This window comes from Curtobacterium sp. Leaf154 (assembly GCF_001424595.1).
GTDB lineage: Bacteria > Actinomycetota > Actinomycetes > Actinomycetales > Microbacteriaceae > Curtobacterium > Curtobacterium poinsettiae.
Window position 1 is genome coordinate 136,064 of the sequence record NZ_LMOS01000007.1, and the last position, 22,714, is coordinate 158,777.

Here is a 22,714-nt window from a genome sequence, read left to right on the forward strand (position 1 = left end):
CCGCGGAGCCAAACGACGACGAGGAGCAGTACCAAACACCCTGCGGCGATGATCGTCGCGACATTTCCAGCTGCTCGTGAGCCCACGTCCACCTCGTTCCGTTGCGATACCCACCGCCATGCACACCTGACGGCTTGCTTGTGATTCCTCAAGAGTAAGTTCGTTGGACGAAGATCTGACCACCGGAGCTCCTGCCCCCATCGGGTGGGGGCTCCGGTGCGCGACGGGCGGGCAGACCGCACCGTCCCGGCATAGCGTGGCCGCGTGGACCTCGAACTCAAGAACCGTGTCGCACTCGTCGTCGGAGGCAAGGGGTACATCGGTACCGCCGTCGCCGACCGCCTCCGCACCGAGGGGGCGACCGTCGTCGTCGCTTCCCGCAGCGCCGAGGACTCCGACGGCAGCGTGCCGATCGACACCGCCTCGCAGGAGTCGGTGGACGTTGGCATCGCCGCCGTCCTCGAGCGGCACGGGCGCATCGACGTGCTGGTCGTGACCGCTGCCCCGAGCGCGAGCACCCTCGACCCGGCCCGGAAGTCCGACCCGGAGCAGGTCCTCGACGCGATCGACGGCAAGGCGCTCGGGTTCCTCCGCGTCGCGAACGCCGTGCTCCCCGCCCAGCGCGAGGCCGGGTTCGGTCGCGTGGTCGTGGTGAGCGGGCAGAACGCCTACTTCTCCGGCAACATCACGGCGTCGCTCCGGAACACTGCGGTGAGCGTCATCGCGAAGAACCTGGCCGACGACGTGGCGGGCACCGGGGTCACGGTGAACGTCGTCAACCCCGGGACCGTGACGGACACCCCGTCCGCCGAGGTCCGCCCAGGTGGGCCCGGCGACTCGACACCGCAGCAGATCGCCGACCTCGTCGCGTTCCTGTCGTCGCCGCTGAACGCGGTGTCCGGCGAGTCCGTCTCGATCGCGCACCGGCAGCTGGGATCCGTCGTCGTCTGATCCCCGAGTACCGGGTGATCGCCCCTCGCTTCACCCGCAGGGACGAAGCGCTTCGCCCCTGCGCCCGATGCCCCGGCGACTCCGCGCCACGAGTCTGGTGACATGGAGTCCTCGACGAAGCACACGATCGCCACGCTGCTGCTCTGCGCCGCGATCGTCACCACGACCGTCATCGCCCTCGCCGCCATGACCGCGGGCGCGTGACGTCGGTCCGCGCTGCACGGCGTGGGCGGCATGCGATGATCGAGCCGTGACCGAACGGGGCAGGTTCCTCCGGCCGCTCGCCACCCGGTCGATCGCCGTCGACGTGGCCTGGGCGGCCCTGGCGGCGTTCGTCTTCCTGCTGCCCATCGACCTCGAGCTCGAGCACGCGAGCCTCGCCGCGGTGCTGTCGGCCTCGGTGGCGATCGCCCTGCGCCGCATCTCCCCGTCCGCTGCGATGGCGATGGTCGTCGTCCTCGGGGTGATCCAGGTCGGCGGCGGCGAGCGCCCGTCGCTTGTGGACCTCGCGATGTTCGTCGTGATCGGGACCGCCGCGGTCGTCGGCACCCGCACCGAGGTCGTCGTCTCCGGTGTGCTCGCGGTCGTCGCCGGCGCTGGGGCGACGGTCTACCTGGCGTCGACCGGCTTCCGGTTCCTCGTGCTCATCAACGGTCCCCGCGACCAGGCGTTCCTGGCGATGGCCGCCCCGGTGACCGCGCTGCTCGGTGTCTGGGCGGGCGGGGTCGCCGTCCGCGCCTTCCGCTCCCGCGACCGCGAGTCGGAGCGCCGTGCCGACGCCGAGGCCGCAGCCTCACGTGCCGAGGCCGTCGCCACCGAGGCCGAGGCCACCGCCACCCGCGCGATCGACGTCGCCGAGTCCGAACGCATCCGCGCGGACATCGCCCGCGACGTGCACGACGTCGTCGGCCACTCGCTCGCGGTCATCATCGCGCAGGCCGACTCGGTGCCGTTCCTGGCCGACGAGGCGCGCATCCGAGCGGTCAGTGCCACCATCGCGAGCACCGCCCGGAGCTCCCTGGTCGAGGTCCGACAGGTCCTCGGGCACATCGACGGCTCCGCTGAGGCGACCGGTCCGGGCTCGCTCGAGGAGATCGTGCAGGGCATCCGCGACGCCGGGGTCGACGTCGACCGCACGGTGCGCGGGGTCCCGCTGGCCCTGCGCCCGGACACCGGCACCGCTGCCCGCCGCGTGCTGCAGGAGATGCTCACGAACGCCCTGCGCCACGGCGCCCCCGGCAACCCGGTCGTCGTGCGGGAGACCTGGCGGAACGCCGACCTGGTGCTCGAGGTCGAGAACGTCGCCGGTGACGGCACCACCGCCGGCTCGGGCCGCGGGATCGACGGCATGGACTCGCGCCTCGGCGCCCTCGGTGGGTCGTTCGACGCCGCCGTGCTGGACGACGTGTTCACGGCACGCGCCCGCATCCCGTTCGACGTCCAAGGGGGACCCGTCCGATGACCGAACCGATCAGGATCCTGCTCACCGATGACCAGGCGCTGTTCCGCGCCGGGCTCCGGGTGGTGCTCGATGCCCAGGACGACATGCGTGTGGTCGGTGAGGCCTCCGACGGGGCCGAAGCGCTCGCGCTCATCCCCGAGGTGCGGCCCGACGTGGTGCTGCTCGACATGCGGATGGCCGGGATGGACGGCGTGGAGACCGTCCGGCAGCTCTACTCCGGCGCCGTCCCGGGTCCGCTGCCGCGCGTCGTCGTGCTCACCACCTTCGGGCTCGACCCGGCGGCGGCGACCGCGATCCGGCTCGGCGCCAGCGGGTTCCTACTCAAGGACACCACGCCGCCGTTCCTGTTCGCCGCTGTGCGGGCCGTGCACGAGGGCAGCTCGGTCATCGCACCGAACGACCTCGCGCAGCTGTTCGGCACCGACGTCGCTCGGGCCCCCGCACCCCAGCCGCCGGAGTTCGCGACTCTGACCGAGCGGGAGCGCGTCGTGTTCGGGTGGGCGTCCCGCGGCCTGTCGAACGCCGAGATCGCCACGAAGGAGTACGTCACCGAGTCGACGGTGAAGACCCAGATCTCGAGCATCCTGGGCAAGTTGTCACTGCGCGACCGGGTGCAGCTCGTCGTCTACGCACACGACCACGGGCTGGCGGGCACCCGCGAGGACTAGTCCGCGGCGACCTCGTCGAGGATCGCCTCGACCGCTGCCGGGTCGTGGGCGAAGCGTCCGAGGAACAGCCCGCCGATCCGGCCCTGCCCCCGCGTGAGCAGGCCGGGTCCGGCGCTGCCCCCGTAGAGCACGGTGCTGCCGTGCAGCTCCGGCCGGGTGGCGAGGTGCTGCTCGATCCCGGCGAGCACCGCCACGATGTGGTCGTCCGGTGCGGGTACCGGGGCGCCGATCGCCCACACCGGTTCGTAGGCGACGGTCAGGGGTCCGGCGCGCCCGTCCGCGACGGCGGTCGACACGGCCCGGTCGAGCTGCGCGGTCACCGCCGCCACGGCCTCGGTCGGATCGGAGGCCCGGTCCGGCTCCCCGACGCAGACCAGCGGACGCAGGTGGTTCCGGAACGCCGCGTGCACCTTCCCCGCGATCGTCGCGTCGTCCTCGTGGAACAGGGAACGCCGTTCGGCGTGCCCGATCTCGACCAGGTCGACACCGATCTCCCGCAGTTCGGCGCCGGAGACCTCGCCGGTGAACGCGCCCGCGTCGGCCCACGACAGGTCCTGCGCGGCGAGCTGCACACCGGTGCCGGTGAGCAGCTCACGCACCGGGACGAGGGCCGGGAACGTCGGCGCCACGAAGAGCGACGCCGCACCCGAGCGCACCGCGGGGTGTCGCCGGGCGATGTCGGCGACCTCGGCCGCCCACGACAGCGTCCGGGCGTGCGAGAAGTACGTCTTCAGCGACACCCCGACGGTGATCACGGGGCGACCGTCTCCACGACGAGGGCGAAGGACAGCGCACCGGGGTCCGCGGTGCCGACGGCCTGGTCGGCGTGCGTCCGCGCCCGGCCCATCCTCGGCACCAGGGACTCGGTGGCGTCCGCTGCCTGACGGGCGGCACGGGCCGCGTCACCCCAGGCCTCGGCGAGCGCCGCCCCGGCGTCGAGCCGGGTGCGGAGCACCTCGTCGAACGGCACCAGCGCGTCCACCATCGTCTTGTCACCGACGGTGGCGCCGAACGCGAGCACGGCCTCGGTGGCCGCGCGGACCCCCTGCGCGACGGTGGCACCCGACGGACGCGAGTCGTCCCCGACCACGCGACCCAGTGCCTCCAGGGCGGCACCCCAGATCGCACCGGACGTGCCGCCGGCCTTGTCGGACCAGGCGTCCGCGGCGACCAGCAGGACGGTGCCGGCACCGGCACCGCGGCTGACCGCGTCGGCGGCCGCGACGTCGGCGGCGTGCGATCCGCGCTGCATCCCGATGCCGTGGTCGCCGTCACCGGCCACGGCGTCGATGCGCCCGAGTTCGTCGGCGTGCTCGTCGAGGACGGCGCGGACCGCGGCGAACCCGGCGGCGACCTGCTCGGCGACCGCACGGGACTCGTCGGTCGCCTGGCCGATGCCGACGCCCTCGGCGTCCGCCGCCACGGTGGACGGGTCGACGCGCTGTTCGGCGACGGCACCGCCCTTGCGGTAGGCGGGGGTGTCCGCGGGTGCTGCCCAGAGTTCCTCGAGCTCGTCGTCGAGCCAGAACAGCGTCAGGGAGACTCCGGCCATGTCGAAGCTCGTGACGAGTTCGCCGACCTCGGGCTCCACGATGACGACCCCGGCGTCCGCCAGGCGCCGCTGCACCGAGCGGTAGACGACGAAGAGCTCCTCGTACTTGACCGAGCCCAGACCGTTCAGGATCGGGACCACCCGCTGGCCCTCGAGTGCCACGCCGTCGGGCAGTTCGTCGAGCAGCCGGCACACCAGCAGCTCGGCCAGCCCGTCCGCGGTGGGCACGTCCGTCTCGTCGATGCCACGCTCGCCGTGGATGCCCATGCCGACCGCCATCCGGCCCTCGGGGACCGTGAACAGGGGTTCTTCGGCACCCGGCAGCGAGCACCCGGAGAACGCGACGCCGAAGCTGCGCGTCCGGTCGTTCGCCCGCTCGGCGACGGCGGTGACCGTGTCGAGGTCGTCCCCGCGCTCGGCGGCGGCGCCGGCGACCTTGAAGACGCAGAGGTCGCCCGCGATGCCGCGGCGCTTCGCGCGGTCGTCGGCCGGGGCGCTCGTCACGTCGTCGGTGACGCGGACCGTCCGGACCGGGATGCCGTCGGCCTCGAGCGTGCGGGCAGCGGCGTCGAAGTTCAGGACGTCTCCGGCGTAGTTGCCGTAGCTGAGCAGCACCCCACCCCCGTGTTCCGCGGCCTTCGCGACGCCGGTGACCTGCTGGGCGCTGGGGCTGGCGAACAGGTTGCCCATCGCGGCACCCGCGGCCAAGCCGTGTCCGACCAGTCCGCCGAACGCGGGGTAGTGCCCCGAGCCGCCGCCGATCACGACGGCGACCGTGCCGTCGGGGCTCGTGGTGGCGCGGGCGACGCCGCCGTGCACCTTCCGCACCCACCGTTCGTTCGCGGCGACGAAGCCGTCGGTCGCCTCGTCGGCGAAGTCCGCCGGGTCGTTGAACAGTCGGGTCATCGCTTGCTGCCCTTCGGGTCGGTGGTGCGGACGTGCGAGGTGTCGAGCAGCTCGTCGGCCTTGGCCCCGCGGAAGAACTTGGTGCAGAAGATCATCACCGCGGCGACGAACGCCAGGACACCGAGCGAGACGATGCCGAACGCACCGCTGTCGGTGGGCACCACCTCGTTGATCGCGGTGCGCATGATCGGGGCGACGAACCCGCCGAGGTTGCCGAGCGAGTTGATCAGGCCGATGCCCGCGGCGGCTGCGGCACCGGTCAGGAACGCCGTCGGGTACGCCCAGGTGATCGGGCCGACGGACAGGAAGCTCGCGACGGCCAGCGTGATGAACAGGATGCCGAGCACCGGCTGCCCGTTCGCCCCCGCCCACGCCGAGCCGAGGATCGACAGGCCGGTCGTGACGTAGAACAGGGTGCCCCAGCGCCGGCGTCGGCCGACGGAGTCCGCCCGCGACCCGATCAGGTAGCAGGCGACGAGCCCGACGAGCCACGGGATCGCGGTCACGAGCCCGACCTGCCAGCCGACGTCCTGCCCGAGCAGCGAGGACACCTGCTGCGGCAGGTAGAACGTCGTGCCGTACACGGCGACCTGCAGGCAGAAGTAGATGATCGTGAAGTACCAGACGCGCCCGCTCGCCATCGCGCGCCAGATGCCCTTCGGGCCGTCCTCGGTGCGAGCGGTGTCCTCGCGCTCCATGGCCGCGGTGAGCGACGCCTTCTCGCCCGGTTCGAGCCACTTCGCCTGCTGTGGACTGTTCGTCAGGAACACCAGGGCCGCGACACCGGCCAGCACCGCGAGGATGCCCTCGCCGGCGAACATGACCTGCCAGCCGTGGAACGGGGTGACCTGGTCGCCGACGCTGATCAGGCCACCGGACAACGGGGCGCCGATCATCTGCGAGAACGGCTGCGCCAGGTAGAAGATCGCGAACATGCGCACGCGCACCTTGTTCGGGAACCACTCGGACAGGTACATGATCACGCCCGGGAACAACCCGGCCTCGGTCACACCCAGGATGAACCGCAGGATGATGAACATCGTGTCGTTCGTCGTGAAGGCGAACAGTGCGGCGACGATGCCCCACGTGACGGCGATCCGGGCGAGCCAGAAGCGCGCACCGAACCGCTTGAGCAACAGGTTCGACGGGATCTCGAAGATCGCGTAGCCGATGAAGAAGATGCCGGCGCCCAGGGCGAAGGCGGCGTCGGAGATACCGCGGTCGACGCGCAGGGCCTCTTCGGCGAAGCCGACGTTCGTGCGGTCGAGGAACGCGACGAAGTACAGGATGACGAGCATCGGCATGAGGTGCTTCGTCGCCTTGCCGATGGCGGACTTCAGGCCGGGGTCGTTCGTCGACCCGAGCGCGGGGGCAGGGGGTAGTGACACGGGATCGCTCCTTTGCGAGCACGGTGCGGTCGTTCTGGCGTCCGGCGGTCGGGCCTGTCGGCTGGTCGGCCTGTCGGCCTGTCGGCCTGTCGGCCTGTCGGACGGGAGGCACGGATCGCGTCGCCCGGTCGGCGCGCGTTCCGTGGGCGGCTGGCCCTAGTGCATGTACAGGCCGCCGTCGACGTTGAGCGTCTGGCCCGTGACGAACCCGGCGTCCTCGCTGATCAGGTACGCGATGGCGGCAGCGATGTCCCGCGGGGTGCCGATGCGCGGAAGCACGCCGTCGGCGGCCATCTCGGCCTTCCGCTCCTCGGACAGGGTGCCGCCCATGATGTCGGTGTCGATCGGACCGGGGGCGATCGCGTTGACCGTGACGCCGCGTGGGCCGAGCTCGCGTGCCAGACCACGGGTGAGGCCGATCACGCCGGCCTTCGCCACCGTGTACGGGGTCTTGCTGAAGGTGCCGCCGCCGCGCTGGGCGGAGACCGACGACAGGTTCACGATGCGCCCGTAGCCGGACCGCACCATCGACTCCGCCGCCCGCAGGCTGGCGAAGTGCACGCCGTCGAGGTTGATCGACAGCACACGGTGCCACTCCCCCTCGGGCAGGTCGAGGTAGGCGTGCGCGGACGAGACCCCGGCCAGGTTCACGAGCGCGGTGATCGGCCGGAGTTCGGCCTCGATCGTGTCGAAGGCCGCACGGACGGCGGACTCGTCGGCGACGTTCGCACCGACACCGACGGCCCGCACGCCGTGCTGTTCGCGGATCTCGGCGGCGACCTGCTCGCTCGCCGTCTGGTCGAGGTCGACGATCCCGACGTCCCATCCGGCCTCGGCCAGGTGGTGGGCGGTGGCGCGGCCGATGCCCCGCGGTGAGGCGGCCCCGGTGAGGACGACGGTGCGGGTCTGTTCGGTCTGGGGGTTCTGCGTGCTCATGGTTCGTGCTCCGGGCTCAGTGGATCGGTGCCGGGCCGAGCTCGTCGAGGAGCTTCTGCATCGCGACGTACGCCTTGTTCCGGTAGGCGACGAGCTCGGGCGTGCGGTCGGCCGGCACCTCGAGGTACCCGGCGCCCGACTTCGTGCCGAGCTCACCGGCGTCGACGTGCTGCTGCAGCGACGGCGGAGTGGCGAAGCGCTCGGGCCAGCGGGTCTGCAGCGACTCGAAGCAGAAGGCGTAGACGTCGAGCCCGGCCATGTCGGCGATCGCGAACGGGCCGAAGAACGGCAGGCGGAACCCGAACGTGGTCCGCACGATGGTGTCGATGTCGTCGGGGCTCGCGATGCCCTCGTCGGCGATCTTCGTGGCCTCCTCGAACAGCGCGTACTGCAGGCGGTTCAGGACGAACCCGGTCGAGTCCTTCACCCGTGCCGACTGCTTGCCGGTCGCGGCGACGACGGTCTCGCCGACCTCGATCGCGTGCTCGTTGGTGGTCGGGTGCGGGATGAGCTCGACGCCGGGGATGAACGGAGCCGGGTTCGAGAAGTGCACCCCGAGGAACCGCTCCGGGCCCACGACCGCCTCGGCCAGCGACTCGATCAGGATCGTCGAGGTGTTCGAGCCGATCACTGCGTCGGGGCGGGCGGCCTCGCTGATGCGGCGGAGCGTCGCGTGCTTGATCTCGAGCTTCTCGGGCACGGCCTCCTCGATGAAGTCGGCGTCGGCGACGGCGGCCTCGATCGACTCGGCGGCGCTCAGGTGTGCGCGGACCCGTTCGACGGCGTCCTCGGGGAACAGCCCGTCGGCGACGAACTGTGCGGTCTCGCCGAGCAGCCGCTCCAGGTTCTGCTGGGCGATCTCGGCCGAGACGTCGGCGATCCGGACGGTGTGGCCGGCGAGGGCGAGGACCTGGGCGATCCCGCCGCCCATGTAGCCGGACCCGACGACGGCGATGTCGAGGGTGCTCATCGGATTGCTCCTTCGGTGCTGGTTGCTGCAGTCGGGGTCGCCGTCGCGTCGAGCTTCGTCGTCGCGAGGACGGATCGGATGTACTGCTGGTTGGTGGCGCAGACGCCGAGGCTGTCCCCGCCGTACTGCTCGGTCATGACGATCCCGCGGAACCCGTCGGCGACGGCGTCGCGCAGGACCTGGCGGTAGTTGATGAGGCCCGTCTCCATGGTGCTCGGCGCACTCGTCGCCCAGCTGCCGTCGCCGGCCTCGTCACGCGTGTAGTTCTTCACGTGCAGGTAGTTCGTGTACGGCATGGTCTTCGAGAAGAGCTCCCGCCAGTCCTCGACCGGACGGTGCAGGCGGATCAGGTTCGCGACGTCCGCGTTCAGCCCGACGTTGTCGAGCCCGATCTCCTCGACCAGGCGGACCGCGCTGTCGGCAGTGCCGAGGTACGTGTCCTCGTACAGCTCGAGCGCCATCGGCAGCCCGACGCTCGCAGCGTGCTCGCCGAGCTCCCGCAGTCGCTTGACCGCAGCGTTCCAGACCTCGGGGTCGTCGGGGTCCTTCGGGCCCGTCGCCGTCCAGAACCAGAGCGCCCGCTTCTGGGCGTCGGTGAACGGCTGGTGCAGGCCCGTCGAGAACACCTGCATGCCCCACTCGGCCGCCGCGTCGATGGTGCGGTGGGCGTACGCGAGGTTCTCGTCCTCGTGCCCGGGCTGGATGACGCTCTTGCGCTGCAGGTGCACCGACGGGATCCCGATGCCGTGCGACTTCGCGACGGCGAACAGCTCGTCGCGGCGCGAGGCTTCGAGGTCTGCGGGACGGATGTGGCTGTCAGCGAGTTCGGCGAGCGAGAAGCCGACGGCCTCGATCTGCCCGAACACCTCGTCCCACACCTCGGCGGGGGCGTCGTGGAAGGCCGTCCCGTCGCGGGTGACCTGCGCGAACCCGTGCAGGCACGCGGCGATCGGCCAGGTCTCCGACGTCCAGGTGGTGGGGTCCCAATCCTGGTCGACCCAGTCCTGTGGAGTGGTCACGGAATGCTCCTTTGCATGTCGTGGTGGTTCAGCGATGAACCTCTTTCCTATAGGAAAGATACTCGCACGACGCCGGAACGCAACCCCTCCGCCTCAGCTCGTGTGGGACGCGTCCGCGCGCGAACGCAACCGGACGGCGTCGATGTGGAGCCGCATCGCGGCGACGGCCGACGTCGGGTCCGCAGCGAGCGCCTCCAGGATGGCCCGGTGTTCCTGGACCGCACGATCCGTGTCGTCCCCGCCACCCTCGACGATCTGCCGCATGCGGTGCACGCGCGTCGTGATGATCTCGGACATCTCCTCGAGGAACGGGTTCCGTGTCGCGTCGAAGATCAGCTGGTGGAACTGCCAGTCGCTGCGGAAGAAGCGGGCCATCAGCTCTTCCGGCGCGTGCGCAGCACCGACGGAGGCGACCTCGGCGGCCACCGCAGCCTGCTCGTCGAGCGCTGCTGCCAGTCGCTCGCGCAGGCCGCCGACGTCGCCGCGGGCCGCGAGCTCGACCGCGCCGCTCTCGACGATCAGCCGGGCGTCGAACAGTGCCTCGAGCTGGTCACCGGCCAGGGGCGGGGAGACCCGGTAGCCCTTGTTCGCTTCACGGGTGACGAGGCCGGTGCGTTCGAGTTGCACCAGGGCTTCGCGGACCGGGGTCGGCGAGACCCCCAGCGAGCGAGCGAGGCCGTCGATCGACAGCCGCATGCCCGGTTCGACGTCGTGGCCCATCAGGACCTCGAGCACCCGGTCGTAGACGCGGTCACGCAGGCCGAGCTGCGTGATGCGCTCCGTCCCGAAGCCGGGCATGGTCGTGGACATGGGTCGATTCTAGAGAATCCATGAAACGAGGATCTTGTGCGACCGGCTCCTTCCGGCTGCGCCATGACGGCCGTCACCTGCTTCGACGTCGCCCCGCCCTCGCGCTCATGTCGCCGATGGGCTTGCTCGATTGCCGCTCCCCGCGCGCCGATATGGCGCTCTTATGTCAACTCACCTCGGCGCAGTACTAGGAGCGGTGTTGCAACCGATGGCTCACGAAGCGCTCTAAGTAAGGCAACATACTGAATCCCGGCTCCCATGTACTGTGCGTACTGTGCGGTGTTCATCGGTGGCGCCCACGATGTCAGGCCAGCGAAGGTAACCCGATCAGATAACCGTCATCCGGGTAATTACACCGCGCGTGGCCCTTCTAGATCGTCAAAAGCCAGCACGGTTTCGTGACCGTTCTTGGTGGCGACGGCCGTGGAGCGCCGGCTTGTGACGACGACTTCTTCCACCACCCAGCCTGTAGTGGAGAGGGCGAACAGGTGGAGATGCTCTCGGATCCAATCTGCCCGCCGGTGACTTTTCGGGACCGCTTCGTTGCGAAGCTTCTTCATCTCGCGGTTCATCTCAACCGGTGTGCGAGCCGTCTCGAAGTCCTTGGCTTCGACAACGATTATCCTCTGTTGCGCTTCGTCGACGACGAGGACGTCGATGTCTCCGAGGTTCGAGCCGTCGGATGCGCGCAACTGCTTGTTCGCCCAGCTCGTTACGCGCTCATGGACGCTGGAGTACCCGAGATCGCGGTACCTCGCGGCCACACGACGCTCGAATTGATCGTTGCTTGCCTGGCGAACCGAGCCCAGCACGGCTGTCATCTCACTTGACCGCCCCTTGAGCCGCCCGGTGCGGTATAGCGTCACAAGGTCACCAACCGAGCTCAATAGCCTGGTCGGCGACCACAGCAGCAAAGCGCCCGGACCAACGACGACTGGCTGGCGGAGGTAAGAACGAGACCGCCCATATCGCCAGGGGCGAGTTTCGGGGCCCAGCGTGAACTCGAGCAATGGTTTCAGGCTAAACAAGTCGAGGAGCGTTGCAGCGCGTTCGTCACGCCAGCCGGTCCGCGCGACTATCGCTGCAATGGCTTCGTCACGAACCGCAGTGACTACTGCCCGACCCTCTTCCTCATGCGCTATGTCCTCATATAGTGCGATTAGCCCGATCTGCATCTCGTGCACCGTGAAACCGAATTCGGCAGTGAAAGCCCGGTCCTCCTTAACGGTGAACTTCCAATCGCTGACGTCCTCGTCCCGATCTGGTTCTCCTCTCAGCTGCCGAGCGATCAGAACCTCGCTGTGTTCGACGAGCCCCGTCGCCCACCGGTCGTCCCGGGACAATCCGAGACGACCAGATTCAAGCCGACTGACCCGCACGTCCGATAATTCAAAAAAACTTGCATCCGAGTGCATGCCTTTCGACACAAGCTCTACCGCCAACGCACACAGGCGGTCGTACTGATCGTCATTTGGAATAGCGCTTCCACCAGACCCGATCGCCGACACGAACTCGACAAGGAATCGGACCCCAAGGGAGGCTTCTGCCCGCTTGTTCGCCTCCAGTCGGAGTTTTTCGGGCGGATAGTGCTCGGACCCGTAACACGCGATTCGAGTCGAGCGGCGCATCCGCTCGACCCTGGTCGACACCTCCAGTCCGGCAGCATGTCCAATCAGCCGCTTAAGTAGAACGCTCACGTCGTACCGTCCGACTAGCTCGGTCAGTCGGTGGTAAAGAACGGCGACTGCCTCGTTCAGAACCTCGGTGGTCCGTCCGGCGTCGATGTCCCCTACAGGATAGCTGTCGGTCTCGAACAGCTGTTCTCCAAGTTCGTCCAGCACCTCTGAAATGAGTGAGTCGGGAACGGTACGCCCCAGGGCGGCGATGCGAAGGTCGTGGAGCTCGGGGATGGGATTCGTGCCAACGAGGAACATTCGCTTGTCGCCAAGAGGCGCGATTTCGTCGACAATTCGGGCAAGCTCGAGCTCCTCGCCGATGACTGGCTGAATGATCTCGGACACCATCACCGCCACGAGAGCGCGATCGAACTCGTTGAGGCTGGGCGGCTCGGCAAGAGCGACTGCGAGCCGTACGCGGAGGTGGAACTGATTCTCGCTGACCTGCTCCACTTCAAAGGGGTCTCCGAAGTTGCCCGTATCGACGGTGAGCAGCACGCGCAGCTCCCGAGCGTGGATCCGCTGGCCCAGCGCTTCGACAAGCTGCCACATCCAGTACGCCACTCCCTCGAGCAGTTCGCCGACCGGCACATCGTTGCCGACCGTTCGCGCCCTGATCCAAACGAACAACCCCTCGATCTCGATCGAGAGCGCAGGCACGCGTTCGAAAAGGAAGTAGATCGGTGCGTAATCAGTTCCAGAGAGGCTCACCGATCGGATCGAGCCGCTTTGCATCGGGACGAGGTGTTCATCGAGCTTCACGCGCTCGGCGATCCGGTAATTCAACGCATGCTGGCCGTCGATCATCAGCATCGACGGGAGCGCCTCGTCGGAAAGGTAAAAGCTATCGTGGTGGTCGTCGTACACGCCGTACACACCAAGGAGGCTTTCGGCGAAGATCCGCGTGCTCGCTTCCAACTTCTTGGCGGCGCGAGCGAATCGAACGAGCTCCCACGGATGGTCGTTCCACTTCAGCCTGAAAAGTGTGACTAAGTCTGCCGCTTCCAATGCAAGCCAGTGAACGCCGTCCGCGCCAGAGGTAAACATCGCCTGACCGCGAGTGGTCGACGCCATGCAATAGATGACGACGGGCGGCGCCTCGGGATCAGCCAGCGCCAGTGCCGAGACCCGGGAACCGGGATCGGCTGTAATCCACATTCCGAACGGCTCGTCGGGTTCGAAGTCTTCGAGCGGATCAACGGCGACAACGATGTGGATCGCTTGTCCTTGCAGGTCGCCAGAGATGACGCTCACGCCGAGGTTCGGGTGCGACGCAGGGCTGGTGAATGCGATCGGACTCGCCATGACTAGATCGTGTACGTACGCGGTCACATACTTCTCGTGCGCCGAGGCGAGTTCAGCTGTGCAGCCCATCTCAACGGCCATGGTCTGCAACTGCACCGCGAGAGCACCAGCAAGCTCTCCGGGGCACAGCACGATGAGGTCTGAACCCGTGACCAGCAAGGGCTTGATTGCGACTACCTCGGAAACATGACTCGGATAGACGTCTGACTGCTTGCCCGGGCGTGAAGCGAGCGGGAGCAACGTGGTGAGCACCTCGTCGCCGAGTTGGGACAGTGGAAACTGGACCGCTCTCTCAAGAGCCCGTAGCCGCGCCGCACCAGGAACTGAGGCGCGCCCACGGATGGTGGCCACCGGCGGACGGGTACGGGCGACCCCTGCACGAGCGCAAACCGCTTCAGATAGATGAGCGACGGCGAAAATTAGGTCTGCGGCAGGCTCGAGGAAGCCGACTGGAAGGTCCTTGCCCGCGACCGTCAGTATCGCCTGAGCGAGGAACTCCATCTTCATCGATGCCGAGGTTCCGGACCCCGCGATAAACCGGAAGGGGCGTCCTTGCAGATTAGCCTCGCTACAAAACAAGTCGGTGATCTCGAACTCGCCGGTTCCCTCGGGGTCCTGCAACGCCGTCTGCTTCAATAGCGTCCGCAAATTCGACGCGCTCACGGTCGCGCCCTTTGCGCGCTCGGGAAGCCCGACTGCAATAGAAGCGAGTACGTGGAGTTTCAATGCGGACCCCTGATTCTCGGGCAGGAGTTGGAGCGCTCCGACTGCTGAAGCGAGCCCGGGACCATCGAGATCAGTCCATGGCGAATTCAGATCGGTCACGCCCCATTTGAATCCGCTGTCCATGACGATCACTTTACGTGCTGCCAACGACGCCCATCACTACGTCTGGGCTGCTGCTCTGGGCTATGCCCCATCGCCACACCTCGTGGGAAGCAGAGTCTCGTGGCTCTGGAGTGCCGAATCGGTCCTCTGCGACAGATACGCGCGAGGGTCTAGACCTGGTGCGCCAGATGCGGAGATCACTGTTCACAGTCGGGTGCACGGGGATCCGACTTCGAGGAGCTAGCTGTCGATATCGGGTGCTCTCTCCTGCTTCGGCTCGTTAGCTGCTTGCTCGAGGTCGGTGTCGAGCGCTCGGGCGTCGTCCCAGACTGCTGCGAGTCGAGCTAGGGCTGCGTCGACCGCCGCATCCGTCGCGCCGAACTCGGAGTACGTCTCCTGCAACGACAGTGCGTCGAACCGTGACGGCTGCCTCGCGCTCGCACCGAGCACCTCTGCGATCGGACCGGCCACGGCTGCTGCTCGTCTCGTGGGGATGATGCTCGTCATCGACCTTCCGGACAAGGTGACCCCGGTACGGGCCCAGCCGTGGACGTCTAACGGCAACAGCAGTTGCTCTGCCCTGCGCCACTGCCCGGGGAGTGACTGTTCGCAGTCATGCTGGTCGATGTTGCCCTTGGTGGGGTCGAGCATGCCGATGACGTCGCCTCTGAATCCGGTCCAGGCCGGGCCCACGATCCGCAGCCACCGGGGCACCGCGCAGGCCGCACACGCTGCCGGGTCGTCGGTGGAGGGGATGACCGTGTCGCGGATCCGCACGATGCTCGTCACTGCGACATCGTCCGCCGTGACAGCTTGCGCCTGCTGGCGGGTCAGGCGCAGCACGCCGAGGAGGACGATGAGGAACGCGTCGCGCCGGCCGCGGAGTCCAACCGGGTACCGGTACTTCGGGATCGCCGCCAGCACCTCTCCGACCGCGGCACGGTCGGGAGCTTCTGGTCGCGGCCACACCCGCGCCGGCACCGTGGGCATCGGATCTGCCAGGCCTGCGGCGAGGTGGTGTGCGCGGATCGCACGGCGGCGGAGCCGCTGCGTCGACGCAGCTCCAGGGAACCGGGTCAGGAACTGCTCGACCGTGGACGGCGCCGCGGGCAACGGCTCGTGCCCGGTGGCGCTGCACCACGCTATGAACCTGCCCCAATGCGCGTCGAGCAGGATCTCTGTGTCGGGCTGAGGTTTGGGTGAGGTTTGCGGGGTCATAGCCGCATCCGGGTGACGGCGTTGCGGACCAGGGGCGCGTATTCGCGGTCGTAGATCTGCAGCGTGGCGGCGTTGGTGTGGTGGGTCTGGTTCACGATCTCTACATCCGTCGCACCGGCGTTGCGGGCCTCGGTGACGAACCCGGCACGAAGGGAGTGCCCAGACCAGCCCTCCTCCCCGAGCCCGGCCGCGTGCGCGCGGCGAGCGACGGCTTCCCAACGGTGGTGGGGCTGATGCCGGTGTTCCGGAACAGGCCCCACTTCGACACGGCGCGGAAGAACGGCATCGCCGGCGGCAGCCGATCCGGGCCGAAACCGTCCGCGCAGACGTGCACGGCAAGGGTGGCGCCGGTGAGCGCCGCGAACAGGCCGGCTTCGCCTCGTGCGTCCTGCGCGGCCATGAGCCGTGAGAGCCGCACGAACGAGCACGGGGCGCAGGTGACCGGGTTCGCGCCCTGCTGCAGCACCTTGATGCGGCCGACACCGTCCTGGTCCGTCTTCGACCGCCGCACTCGCGCGTAGACACCCTCCCCGTCAACGAGGCGGAGATCTCCGACCGTCAGGGCGGTGAGTTCGGACTCGCGGAACGCGCCGACGAACCCGAACAGCAGCAGCGCCTGATCGCGTGTGCCGAGTGCGCCGCTCTGGAGGTCGGCGATATCGATCTGCAGCAGAGTCGTCTGCAGCGCCTTCAACGTCATCGGCTTCGCCCGCCGCACCGGCACGGACCGGGTGCGTCGGATGCCCTTGAGGACGTCGCGGACGATCGGGGTGGTGCCGGGTGGTGTGTGGCCGCGGCGGGCGTGTTCCCAGTCGATCGCGGCGACGTAACGACTGATCGTGCCGGGTGCGTACCGCTGGGCCCCGTCGGGAAGGACGCCCCAGAGGCATCACGCGTACGGAAGACCACGCTCGCCCGAGATCCCTCCGGTGCCGGGCTGCATCCCGTTCCGCTCGAGCGCATGTAGCGAAACTCGCCTCCCCCGCCCGGCACGCGACGCTGATTGCGGCACTGCCATCTGCAACACAAACAGCGAGCCCTCGCCCGTCACGGGGACGTCGGACGAGCGACGTCTCAGAAACGGTCGTTTGTGACAGCCTCATCGCCAATCCAGTTGAGCGCACGGCTCGGTTTGTCGGTCGCGCCTGGAGGTGGCCACTCACCGCGGGTTCTCACCGGATGCTCGAGCAGGTACCTGGTTGTCGGCGCCCATCGGTGCCGTCCCCGCAACGAGAGGGGCGACATGACCGACAGCGACATGGTGTTCGGGCTTGCGTGCGAGGGCTGCGGCTTCGATCAATCCGTGATCTGGTTCGAACCGATCGACGATGATCCCGCCGGCGGCACATCGTGTTCGGAGTGCGGCACCGTGTACGGGCCTGACGGCACCCGTGGCCGCGCACGCTCGGAGGCGCGGCGCGCAGCGGGCGTTGAGCCGCCTCGCTCCTTCTCTGGGATCCAGAGCTACCAGCCGGCCCGACGACTAGTCCCGGCCTGACCGATCTGTAACCCCGACACGCCCTGTGTCATATGTGGGTGTCGGAGTGCGGGGTTACCTTGTCCGTGACGAGGGAGGTGACATGAGTAGCAACAGGAACGTGGTGCCCAACGCGAACGGCGGTTGGGACGTGCGAGGCGGCGGAAGCCGAGCCTCCGCACACACCGACACCCAGGCTGAGGCGATCGACCGCGCGCGGACGATCATCAGCAACCAGGGTGGTGGTGAACTCTCCATCCACAACCGGGAGGGCCAGGTGCGCGCGAAGGACACGATCGCGCCGGGCAACGACCCGGAGAACGTGAAGGGCTGACCCGAGCATCCTTTCGCGTAGGGGCCCGGTCATCGTTGGTGGCCGGGCCTCACCCATGCCGTGCCGTTTGCTTCCAGTGCTCACTGTCACATACGTGCAAAAGTTGAAACAGTTGGGCGGTACGCTGATCGCATCAGCGGGGCAGACGTGTCGCTGGCGTCGCACATCTAGCCCAACCTCGAGTCGCGTTCTGACGCGGGCGTCCCCACCGTCGCGAGACCGCGGATCAAACGCTAACTTCACCCGGTCCGTGTGCTCGCAGAGTGTTCAGCGGCACGGTATGCTGACTCACACGTCATTAGTGCGCGCAAAAAGCCAGTCCATCGGACTGGCTTTCTTCATGTCTGGCCGTAGGCTGGACCTGCTCGCGATGACTCTGCCCTCATCGCAGCTCAACCAGGCCGGTCCCCCACCAGGACCGGCCTTTTTCATGCCCTGACGCCGGATCACACAGCAGCGCTCCTGCTCCGCACATAGGGGTATCGCACGCCCGCCGGGCGTCCGCGCCGGCTTCCGGCGCTCTAGACCCCCGTCCACCACTGGGCGGGCTGGCCGCAAGGCCAACACCGAAGGAGGCATCATGCCCATCACCTCAGCAACTCAGGTGGACATGCTGACGGCCTCCGGCGTCTCCCCCCTCGTCAGCTTCGCCGCTGCCGTCATCCTCGGCCTCGTCGCCAGCAAGCCCTTCTGGGGCTTCCTGGGACACGTCGTCGACGTCATCGACGAGCACCTGCTGGCCAGGAACCCCGAGCGAGCACGGCGCGTAGCGAAGCTGCGCCGCGCCCGCCTCGGGAAGAAGTAGACGCCGGTTTAAAGCGCCGCCCCTCATTCGGTAAGGAGAGCTCTGCCTTCTGTCGTCTCGTATGGGGTACCAATTACCGGACACCCAGGGGCATCTGGCGTCGAGGTGCGTGCTGTTCGCCCAACAGAAGTAGCCCCTGACCTCGTTGCCGCGGCAACTTCAGTCAGGGGCTAGTCCTGTACGACAGAGCCAGGGGACACGACGTCGGTCCCGGCTGCTTCTCGGTCGCTTTGGGTCCTGTTTCCCTACGCGTTCCGGCTGCCGTGGTACGAGCCTAGCAGAAGCCGTCGGCTTGCGCAACACTACCCCTCGCTAGCATAGCAGGGTCGGCCGAAAATCACCAGAAATAATTGCTTGTGTACCGCCATACCCATGGTTTGCGTGATGCCTCGGTGGTCGCTCGCGTGGTGTAGTATGGGATCACTCCATCGTAATCTCCTGAAAGGTGCCCCTTCGTGGAATCAGTCGACGTCTCTCGGGACCGCGCGGCCCAGCTCGCTGGTCGTGTGGGACGCAAGAGCGTGGCTGTTCGGTCGTCCTTCATCGTGTCGATGGACCCGGAGACGCCGCCACCGATGACGCTGATGATGCGTGGCGGTCGGGGCGGTGAAGTGAAGTTGAAGCTGATGCTCTCGATGCTGTGGATCGCAGTCAAGGAGCCGTACGACGTCACGCAGTCGGCTCGGGTGTGGGCCGAACTCATTGGGCTTGACGAGCCCGAGACGCGGGGCGCAGCGCGCGTTAACGCCGCGGTGCGACGTCTTGTCGAAGGTGACTTTCTGGAGGTCGAGAAGCGGCCGGGGCAGTCCTCGCGCTTGATCCTTCGGGAGGAGACCGGCCGTGGCGCGCCGTACACGCATCCTGGGAGCCACTGGGAGAAGCACGAGGGTATGCCGCTGCCGAAAAACGCCCCTCGATACACGCAGCTCCCAACTGGGGTCTGGACGGAGGGGTGGATCGCGACGCTCGACGCACCGGCGATCGCGATGCTGCTTGTCTTGCTCGAACAGACTCGAGGTAAGAACTACGACGGCCTGTGGTTCTCCCCATCCGTCGCCGCCAAGCGGTACGGCCTGAGCGAGGCCACCCGCCGCAAGGGCATCGACGAGCTGAACAGGTTCGGCATCATCGCCGTCGACCGTGTTGCGGTTGGCCGTGGAACGCTGTCAGAAATCCGTCGACGTAACACCTACTCGATCGACCTCGCGCGGCTTAGCGAGCGACCAGAGGAAAAGGCAAAGCGACTGTTCATCTCCCAACCAGACTCGCGCCCACGCAAGCCCGATGCTTTCGACATCATTACGAAGCTCAACGAAGCACAGAAGGCGTCAGCCGCGGCCACGGACGCCACGGTCTAGGCCCTCGGGCCAAATTCCGAGCGCGACCATGGCGCGCCGTTTCGTTCGCGCCCTTCTGCGCCGGCCTACGGTCGCCGCATGTCTACCCCCACAGAGCACTGCACGCGTTGCGGTTCGGTCCCGCTGGACCGGACCGTCCGAGTGGCGACATACGGTGACCACGGCTCTATTGAGCGTCTTGCCTACGCGTGATCCAACCCGCATTGCGAGCACGCTGATGAGCGTGCCAACGGCATGGGGTGGGCGCAGTAGCGTCCGCTCCTGGGTGTCTCGATAGCCGATCGGCTACCGGTCGCGCTGCTTGTCGCTTCGTCGTCGCCACTCCCCGCCGGCGTAGGCGAGCGTGTACAGCCCGACGATGGTGAGGGGCGAGATAGCCAGGAAGACCAACATCGAGTCGACGAGGAACAACAGCAGCGCGGCGACGCCGAGAAGAACGACCCCGACGAGCACGAGCGTCCAAAGCGGTAGACGTCGGCCCAGCCACTCGCGATTCGTCATGATGGTGAAGCTACCCGTGGCACAACTCGACCGACGTCCCGATGGGCGATCGGCTACCGGTCGTGAGTCACTCCAGGAGCGATTGCACCGCGTTCCAGAGGTCCATCTGCTTCCCGCTGGAGAAGAGCGCTCCAGCCTTCTTGAATCGGTAGGTCGTAGCGCCCGACATGCCCGCCCCGAGTAGACGCACATGACCCACCAGGCGGCCATCCTCTGCGCTGGACACATCCCAGTCCGACGGTGAGCCAACAGGAGGGCCCTGACACACGACGAGGTACCTGTGGCCAGCGTCCGTCTCAACCTCGAACTGTTGCACATGGTCCAGGTCCGCATCGCGGCCCTGCTGCTCGCCATGGACGGTCACCAGCCGGATGTTCGCCTGCATACCGGAAGGATCCCACCAATCCCCATGCGCGCCCGGTCAACGATCGGTCAGCGGGCGCGGGTGAACTGCTGCGCGCTCCGCCGGAGCTCCGAACGCAAGGCGGTCGTCGAGACGCGACCGAGACTCGCCATCCGGCGGAGTCACCCGTCGAGCATGAACGCCCAGCCGATAACGAGGAACCCCGCGATGATCAGAGTCGCGAGTCCCGTCCAGAACCAGGGCGCCCCCGGTCGCCTGGTCATTTGACCTCGTCCGAACCCGTACTCGCGGACCGTCACCACAACCGAACGGAAGAGCAGTCCCGCTCCGATGAGTCCGACGAGCACAAAGGCAGACCAGATCCACCAGGAGAACGTCATGAGTCGAGCATGCCCCACTCGTGACCGCTCCGCGTTGTGACCGGTGACCGATCGTCTATCGGACGCACGGCTCTGCCGCCCCTCCGCGGATAGAGGGTGCGCGGGTCCCCCGATGGCCTGTGGGAGCGCGACCGGCGTATCAGTCTGTGGTTCGGTTCGCGAGCCCCGTACAACAGAGAGGTGGGCACAGTGCCTACCTCGCAGAGAGGCAGCAACCCATGGAGAAGAAGAAGGTCTACATGTTCAGCGTGGAGACGACGGGGACGCCGCGCCCGCCGCGCTGGCCGGCAGCATCGAGCCAGCTCGTCGCGGTCGCCGGCATCGTGACGACGCTGGCTGGTATCGCCGTCACCGCGGCCGTGCCGCTGTTCATGCACTGACCCGCGGCGCACTCGGCTGTGCGGCCTGTGGAGAGGCGTGCTCTCCGCAGGCCGCACAGCCGAGTGCACACCATGTGGCAGCGTGCGACCCTCAGGGCATGACCGATTACATCTGGAACGAACCCTCGATCGAGTTTCCCGACTGGCAGGGCAAACTGCAGCTCGATCAGCGCAAGACCGGGCCGCTGCTGAACGATCTGATCGGGCTCGACTTCGATCGCTGGCTCATCGTCGGACTGCATGTCACCGGCGGGGAACGGAAGCCGAAGCTGCACGTCCTCGCGGTCGACAAGGAGATCTTGCCGCCTCCTGCCGAGGCTCCCGTACTTCAGCGACTGGCGGCAGCTCACGGGGGTGAAGTACCGGTGACCGACTTCGAGATTCACGACGCAGACCCGTATGCGGTCCTGCAAGCGATGACTCACTGGCTGGACCTCCGGATTCGGCATCGCAGCATCGTCGACGTGCCGATTCGAGTCACCTCCTTGGGCGACGTACCCGAGCAAGGGTAGGGACGGCATGGGAATCTTGGACTCCGTGGCCAAGGCGCTCGGCAGTCTCCGCCCCTACAGCGACGACGAACTGGAACAGAGGCGCGAGGCGATACGGCTGCGCAATATCGCAGGCAATGACCGATACGACGAGCTGCGGCGTTACGACGCAGAGATGACGCGACCGTCGAACGAGGCGTACGACCGAGAGCACCCCGACCCGCCGACGACGCGACACCGCGAGCACGGCTGGTACCTGCCGAACGACGACTGACTCGCAGCCGCTGTTGAACGATCGTCCCCCGGATCGCGGGTTCAACCGCGGCCGAGTGATCGGTTGTCGGAGGAATCGAGGAGGATCGCTACACGGGTGAAACGCTCCGCGCGCGACTGCACCGTTCGATCGGGGGAGCAGCCGCGACGGCTGGCGCCCTCGCGTAGATCTGACCGTGGCGCTCGGCACGGGCGCGTCGGATCGCGGACTGTTGCCGGCGCCATCGTGTTCCTAGGGCTACGGTCGCGCGCAGGGGTCGCACCAGCTCCTGTGCGGACCGGAGTCGAGACGAAGCTCCTCCGGTCCGTTCCACACCCCAGTGGGGTCGCGCAGACCGTGCGGTGAACGACCGGCTACCGGACAGCCCAAGCCTTGATCGCTTCGGCGATGGTCGCACCGTCCTCACCCGGCGACCGCTGGACCAGTAGTGGAGGTCTCAACCGATGGAGCGGTCGCTCGCACCAACTACTGCGAATCGTCCGGTGTTAATTTGAGCACAACCAAGATGGGCGGCAAAACGGCTACTACGAAAGCGCCAAGAATGATCAGCGCAAACACTATGTCAACCTGTTGCAGTCCGACAATTAGTCCAATAACGAGGACACCCACAAGAGCAGGCGAAATCGCGACAATGCGATCGCGTTTCGGGTTGGATTGTTTT

General features: G+C 67.6%; 23 protein-coding genes. 10 read left to right on the top strand and 13 right to left on the bottom strand.

Annotated elements, in window-relative coordinates; genetic code table 11:
- Positions 1 to 264 precede the first annotated feature (264 nt).
- From ASF75_RS14755 to ASF75_RS14765, 3 genes are all read left to right on the top strand, one after another.
- Positions 265 to 951: an SDR family NAD(P)-dependent oxidoreductase gene (locus ASF75_RS14755; RefSeq protein WP_017887776.1), complete on the top strand. Its 687-nt coding sequence runs from the start codon at positions 265 to 267 to the stop codon at positions 949 to 951.
- A gap of 250 nt (positions 952 to 1,201) precedes the next feature.
- On the top strand, positions 1,202 to 2,413 hold the full coding sequence (locus ASF75_RS14760; RefSeq protein ID WP_056072616.1) for a sensor histidine kinase: 1,212 nt from the start codon (positions 1,202 to 1,204) through the stop codon (positions 2,411 to 2,413).
- Positions 2,410 to 3,081, top strand: coding sequence for a response regulator (locus tag ASF75_RS14765; protein WP_056072621.1), 672 nt, complete (start codon positions 2,410 to 2,412; stop codon positions 3,079 to 3,081). The genes ASF75_RS14760 and ASF75_RS14765 overlap by 4 nt, the downstream gene beginning before the upstream one ends.
- Here the strand turns inward: ASF75_RS14765 and ASF75_RS14770 are convergent.
- The 10 genes from ASF75_RS14770 to ASF75_RS14815 form a co-directional block, all read right to left on the bottom strand.
- On the bottom strand, positions 3,078 to 3,836 hold the full coding sequence (locus tag ASF75_RS14770) for a triose-phosphate isomerase family protein (RefSeq protein WP_042538028.1): 759 nt from the start codon (positions 3,834 to 3,836) through the stop codon (positions 3,078 to 3,080). The genes ASF75_RS14765 and ASF75_RS14770 overlap by 4 nt on opposite strands.
- A complete protein-coding gene (locus ASF75_RS14775; RefSeq protein WP_056072624.1) occupies positions 3,833 to 5,539 on the bottom strand; it encodes a dihydroxyacetone kinase family protein in 1,707 nt (568 codons plus the stop codon). Before ASF75_RS14775 ends, ASF75_RS14770 begins: the two co-directional genes overlap by 4 nt.
- Positions 5,536 to 6,927: an MFS transporter gene (locus ASF75_RS14780; protein ID WP_017887782.1), complete on the bottom strand. Its 1,392-nt coding sequence runs from the start codon at positions 6,925 to 6,927 to the stop codon at positions 5,536 to 5,538. The genes ASF75_RS14775 and ASF75_RS14780 overlap by 4 nt, the downstream gene beginning before the upstream one ends.
- A gap of 156 nt (positions 6,928 to 7,083) precedes the next feature.
- Complete coding sequence (locus ASF75_RS14785; RefSeq protein WP_017887783.1) at positions 7,084 to 7,863, bottom strand: SDR family NAD(P)-dependent oxidoreductase; 780 nt, start codon at positions 7,861 to 7,863, stop codon at positions 7,084 to 7,086.
- 16 nt (positions 7,864 to 7,879) lie between these two features.
- Positions 7,880 to 8,833 carry a 3-hydroxyacyl-CoA dehydrogenase family protein gene (locus tag ASF75_RS14790; protein ID WP_056072625.1) on the bottom strand — a complete coding sequence of 318 codons (954 nt, stop codon included), beginning with the start codon at positions 8,831 to 8,833 and terminating at the stop codon, positions 7,880 to 7,882.
- Positions 8,830 to 9,852 carry a sugar phosphate isomerase/epimerase family protein gene (locus ASF75_RS14795; RefSeq protein ID WP_056072629.1) on the bottom strand — a complete coding sequence of 341 codons (1,023 nt, stop codon included), beginning with the start codon at positions 9,850 to 9,852 and terminating at the stop codon, positions 8,830 to 8,832. The genes ASF75_RS14790 and ASF75_RS14795 overlap by 4 nt, the downstream gene beginning before the upstream one ends.
- A 93-nt stretch (positions 9,853 to 9,945) precedes the next feature.
- The gene (locus tag ASF75_RS14800) at positions 9,946 to 10,662 is read right to left on the bottom strand and encodes a GntR family transcriptional regulator (RefSeq protein WP_042538033.1); all 717 of its coding nucleotides are present in this window, start codon (positions 10,660 to 10,662) and stop codon (positions 9,946 to 9,948) included.
- A gap of 350 nt (positions 10,663 to 11,012) precedes the next feature.
- Positions 11,013 to 14,492, bottom strand: a complete 3,480-nt coding sequence (locus ASF75_RS14805; protein WP_156463907.1) for a hypothetical protein — start codon at positions 14,490 to 14,492, stop codon at positions 11,013 to 11,015.
- A gap of 219 nt (positions 14,493 to 14,711) precedes the next feature.
- Positions 14,712 to 15,584, bottom strand: coding sequence for a hypothetical protein (locus tag ASF75_RS14810; RefSeq protein WP_156463908.1), 873 nt, complete (start codon positions 15,582 to 15,584; stop codon positions 14,712 to 14,714).
- A gap of 205 nt (positions 15,585 to 15,789) precedes the next feature.
- On the bottom strand, positions 15,790 to 16,413 hold the full coding sequence (locus ASF75_RS14815) for a hypothetical protein (protein WP_056072639.1): 624 nt from the start codon (positions 16,411 to 16,413) through the stop codon (positions 15,790 to 15,792).
- A 519-nt stretch (positions 16,414 to 16,932) separates the two neighbouring features.
- Here ASF75_RS14815 and ASF75_RS14820 point away from each other — a divergent pair.
- The 4 genes from ASF75_RS14820 to ASF75_RS14835 all read left to right on the top strand — a co-directional run bounded on the left by ASF75_RS14820 (position 16,933) and on the right by ASF75_RS14835 (position 19,663).
- Positions 16,933 to 17,187, top strand: a complete 255-nt coding sequence (locus ASF75_RS14820; RefSeq protein ID WP_056072643.1) for a hypothetical protein — start codon at positions 16,933 to 16,935, stop codon at positions 17,185 to 17,187.
- Positions 17,188 to 17,269: 82 nt separating this feature from the next.
- Positions 17,270 to 17,500 (top strand): DUF2188 domain-containing protein, encoded by a 231-nt coding sequence (locus ASF75_RS14825; RefSeq protein ID WP_056072646.1) that lies wholly within the window; start codon positions 17,270 to 17,272, stop codon positions 17,498 to 17,500.
- A 580-nt stretch (positions 17,501 to 18,080) separates the two neighbouring features.
- Complete coding sequence (locus ASF75_RS14830; protein ID WP_156463910.1) at positions 18,081 to 18,305, top strand: hypothetical protein; 225 nt, start codon at positions 18,081 to 18,083, stop codon at positions 18,303 to 18,305.
- 455 nt (positions 18,306 to 18,760) lie between these two features.
- On the top strand, positions 18,761 to 19,663 hold the full coding sequence (locus ASF75_RS14835) for a hypothetical protein (RefSeq protein ID WP_156463911.1): 903 nt from the start codon (positions 18,761 to 18,763) through the stop codon (positions 19,661 to 19,663).
- A gap of 285 nt (positions 19,664 to 19,948) precedes the next feature.
- On the opposite strand, the gene ASF75_RS17775 is transcribed toward ASF75_RS14835, so the two are convergent.
- The 3 genes from ASF75_RS17775 to ASF75_RS14845 form a co-directional block, all read right to left on the bottom strand.
- Positions 19,949 to 20,164 (bottom strand): hypothetical protein, encoded by a 216-nt coding sequence (locus ASF75_RS17775; protein WP_140448619.1) that lies wholly within the window; start codon positions 20,162 to 20,164, stop codon positions 19,949 to 19,951.
- 67 nt (positions 20,165 to 20,231) lie between these two features.
- On the bottom strand, positions 20,232 to 20,549 hold the full coding sequence (locus tag ASF75_RS14840) for a hypothetical protein (RefSeq protein WP_056072655.1): 318 nt from the start codon (positions 20,547 to 20,549) through the stop codon (positions 20,232 to 20,234).
- A 140-nt stretch (positions 20,550 to 20,689) separates the two neighbouring features.
- Positions 20,690 to 20,908: a hypothetical protein gene (locus tag ASF75_RS14845; protein WP_056072658.1), complete on the bottom strand. Its 219-nt coding sequence runs from the start codon at positions 20,906 to 20,908 to the stop codon at positions 20,690 to 20,692.
- A 218-nt stretch (positions 20,909 to 21,126) separates the two neighbouring features.
- Between ASF75_RS14845 and ASF75_RS17780 the strand changes: the two genes are divergently transcribed.
- From ASF75_RS17780 to ASF75_RS14855, 3 genes are all read left to right on the top strand, one after another.
- Positions 21,127 to 21,288: a hypothetical protein gene (locus tag ASF75_RS17780; protein WP_156463912.1), complete on the top strand. Its 162-nt coding sequence runs from the start codon at positions 21,127 to 21,129 to the stop codon at positions 21,286 to 21,288.
- 98 nt (positions 21,289 to 21,386) lie between these two features.
- On the top strand, positions 21,387 to 21,800 hold the full coding sequence (locus tag ASF75_RS14850) for a hypothetical protein (protein ID WP_056072661.1): 414 nt from the start codon (positions 21,387 to 21,389) through the stop codon (positions 21,798 to 21,800).
- A gap of 25 nt (positions 21,801 to 21,825) precedes the next feature.
- A complete protein-coding gene (locus ASF75_RS14855) occupies positions 21,826 to 22,053 on the top strand; it encodes a hypothetical protein (protein ID WP_200942699.1) in 228 nt (75 codons plus the stop codon).
- The last annotated feature ends 661 nt before the right edge of the window (positions 22,054 to 22,714 follow it).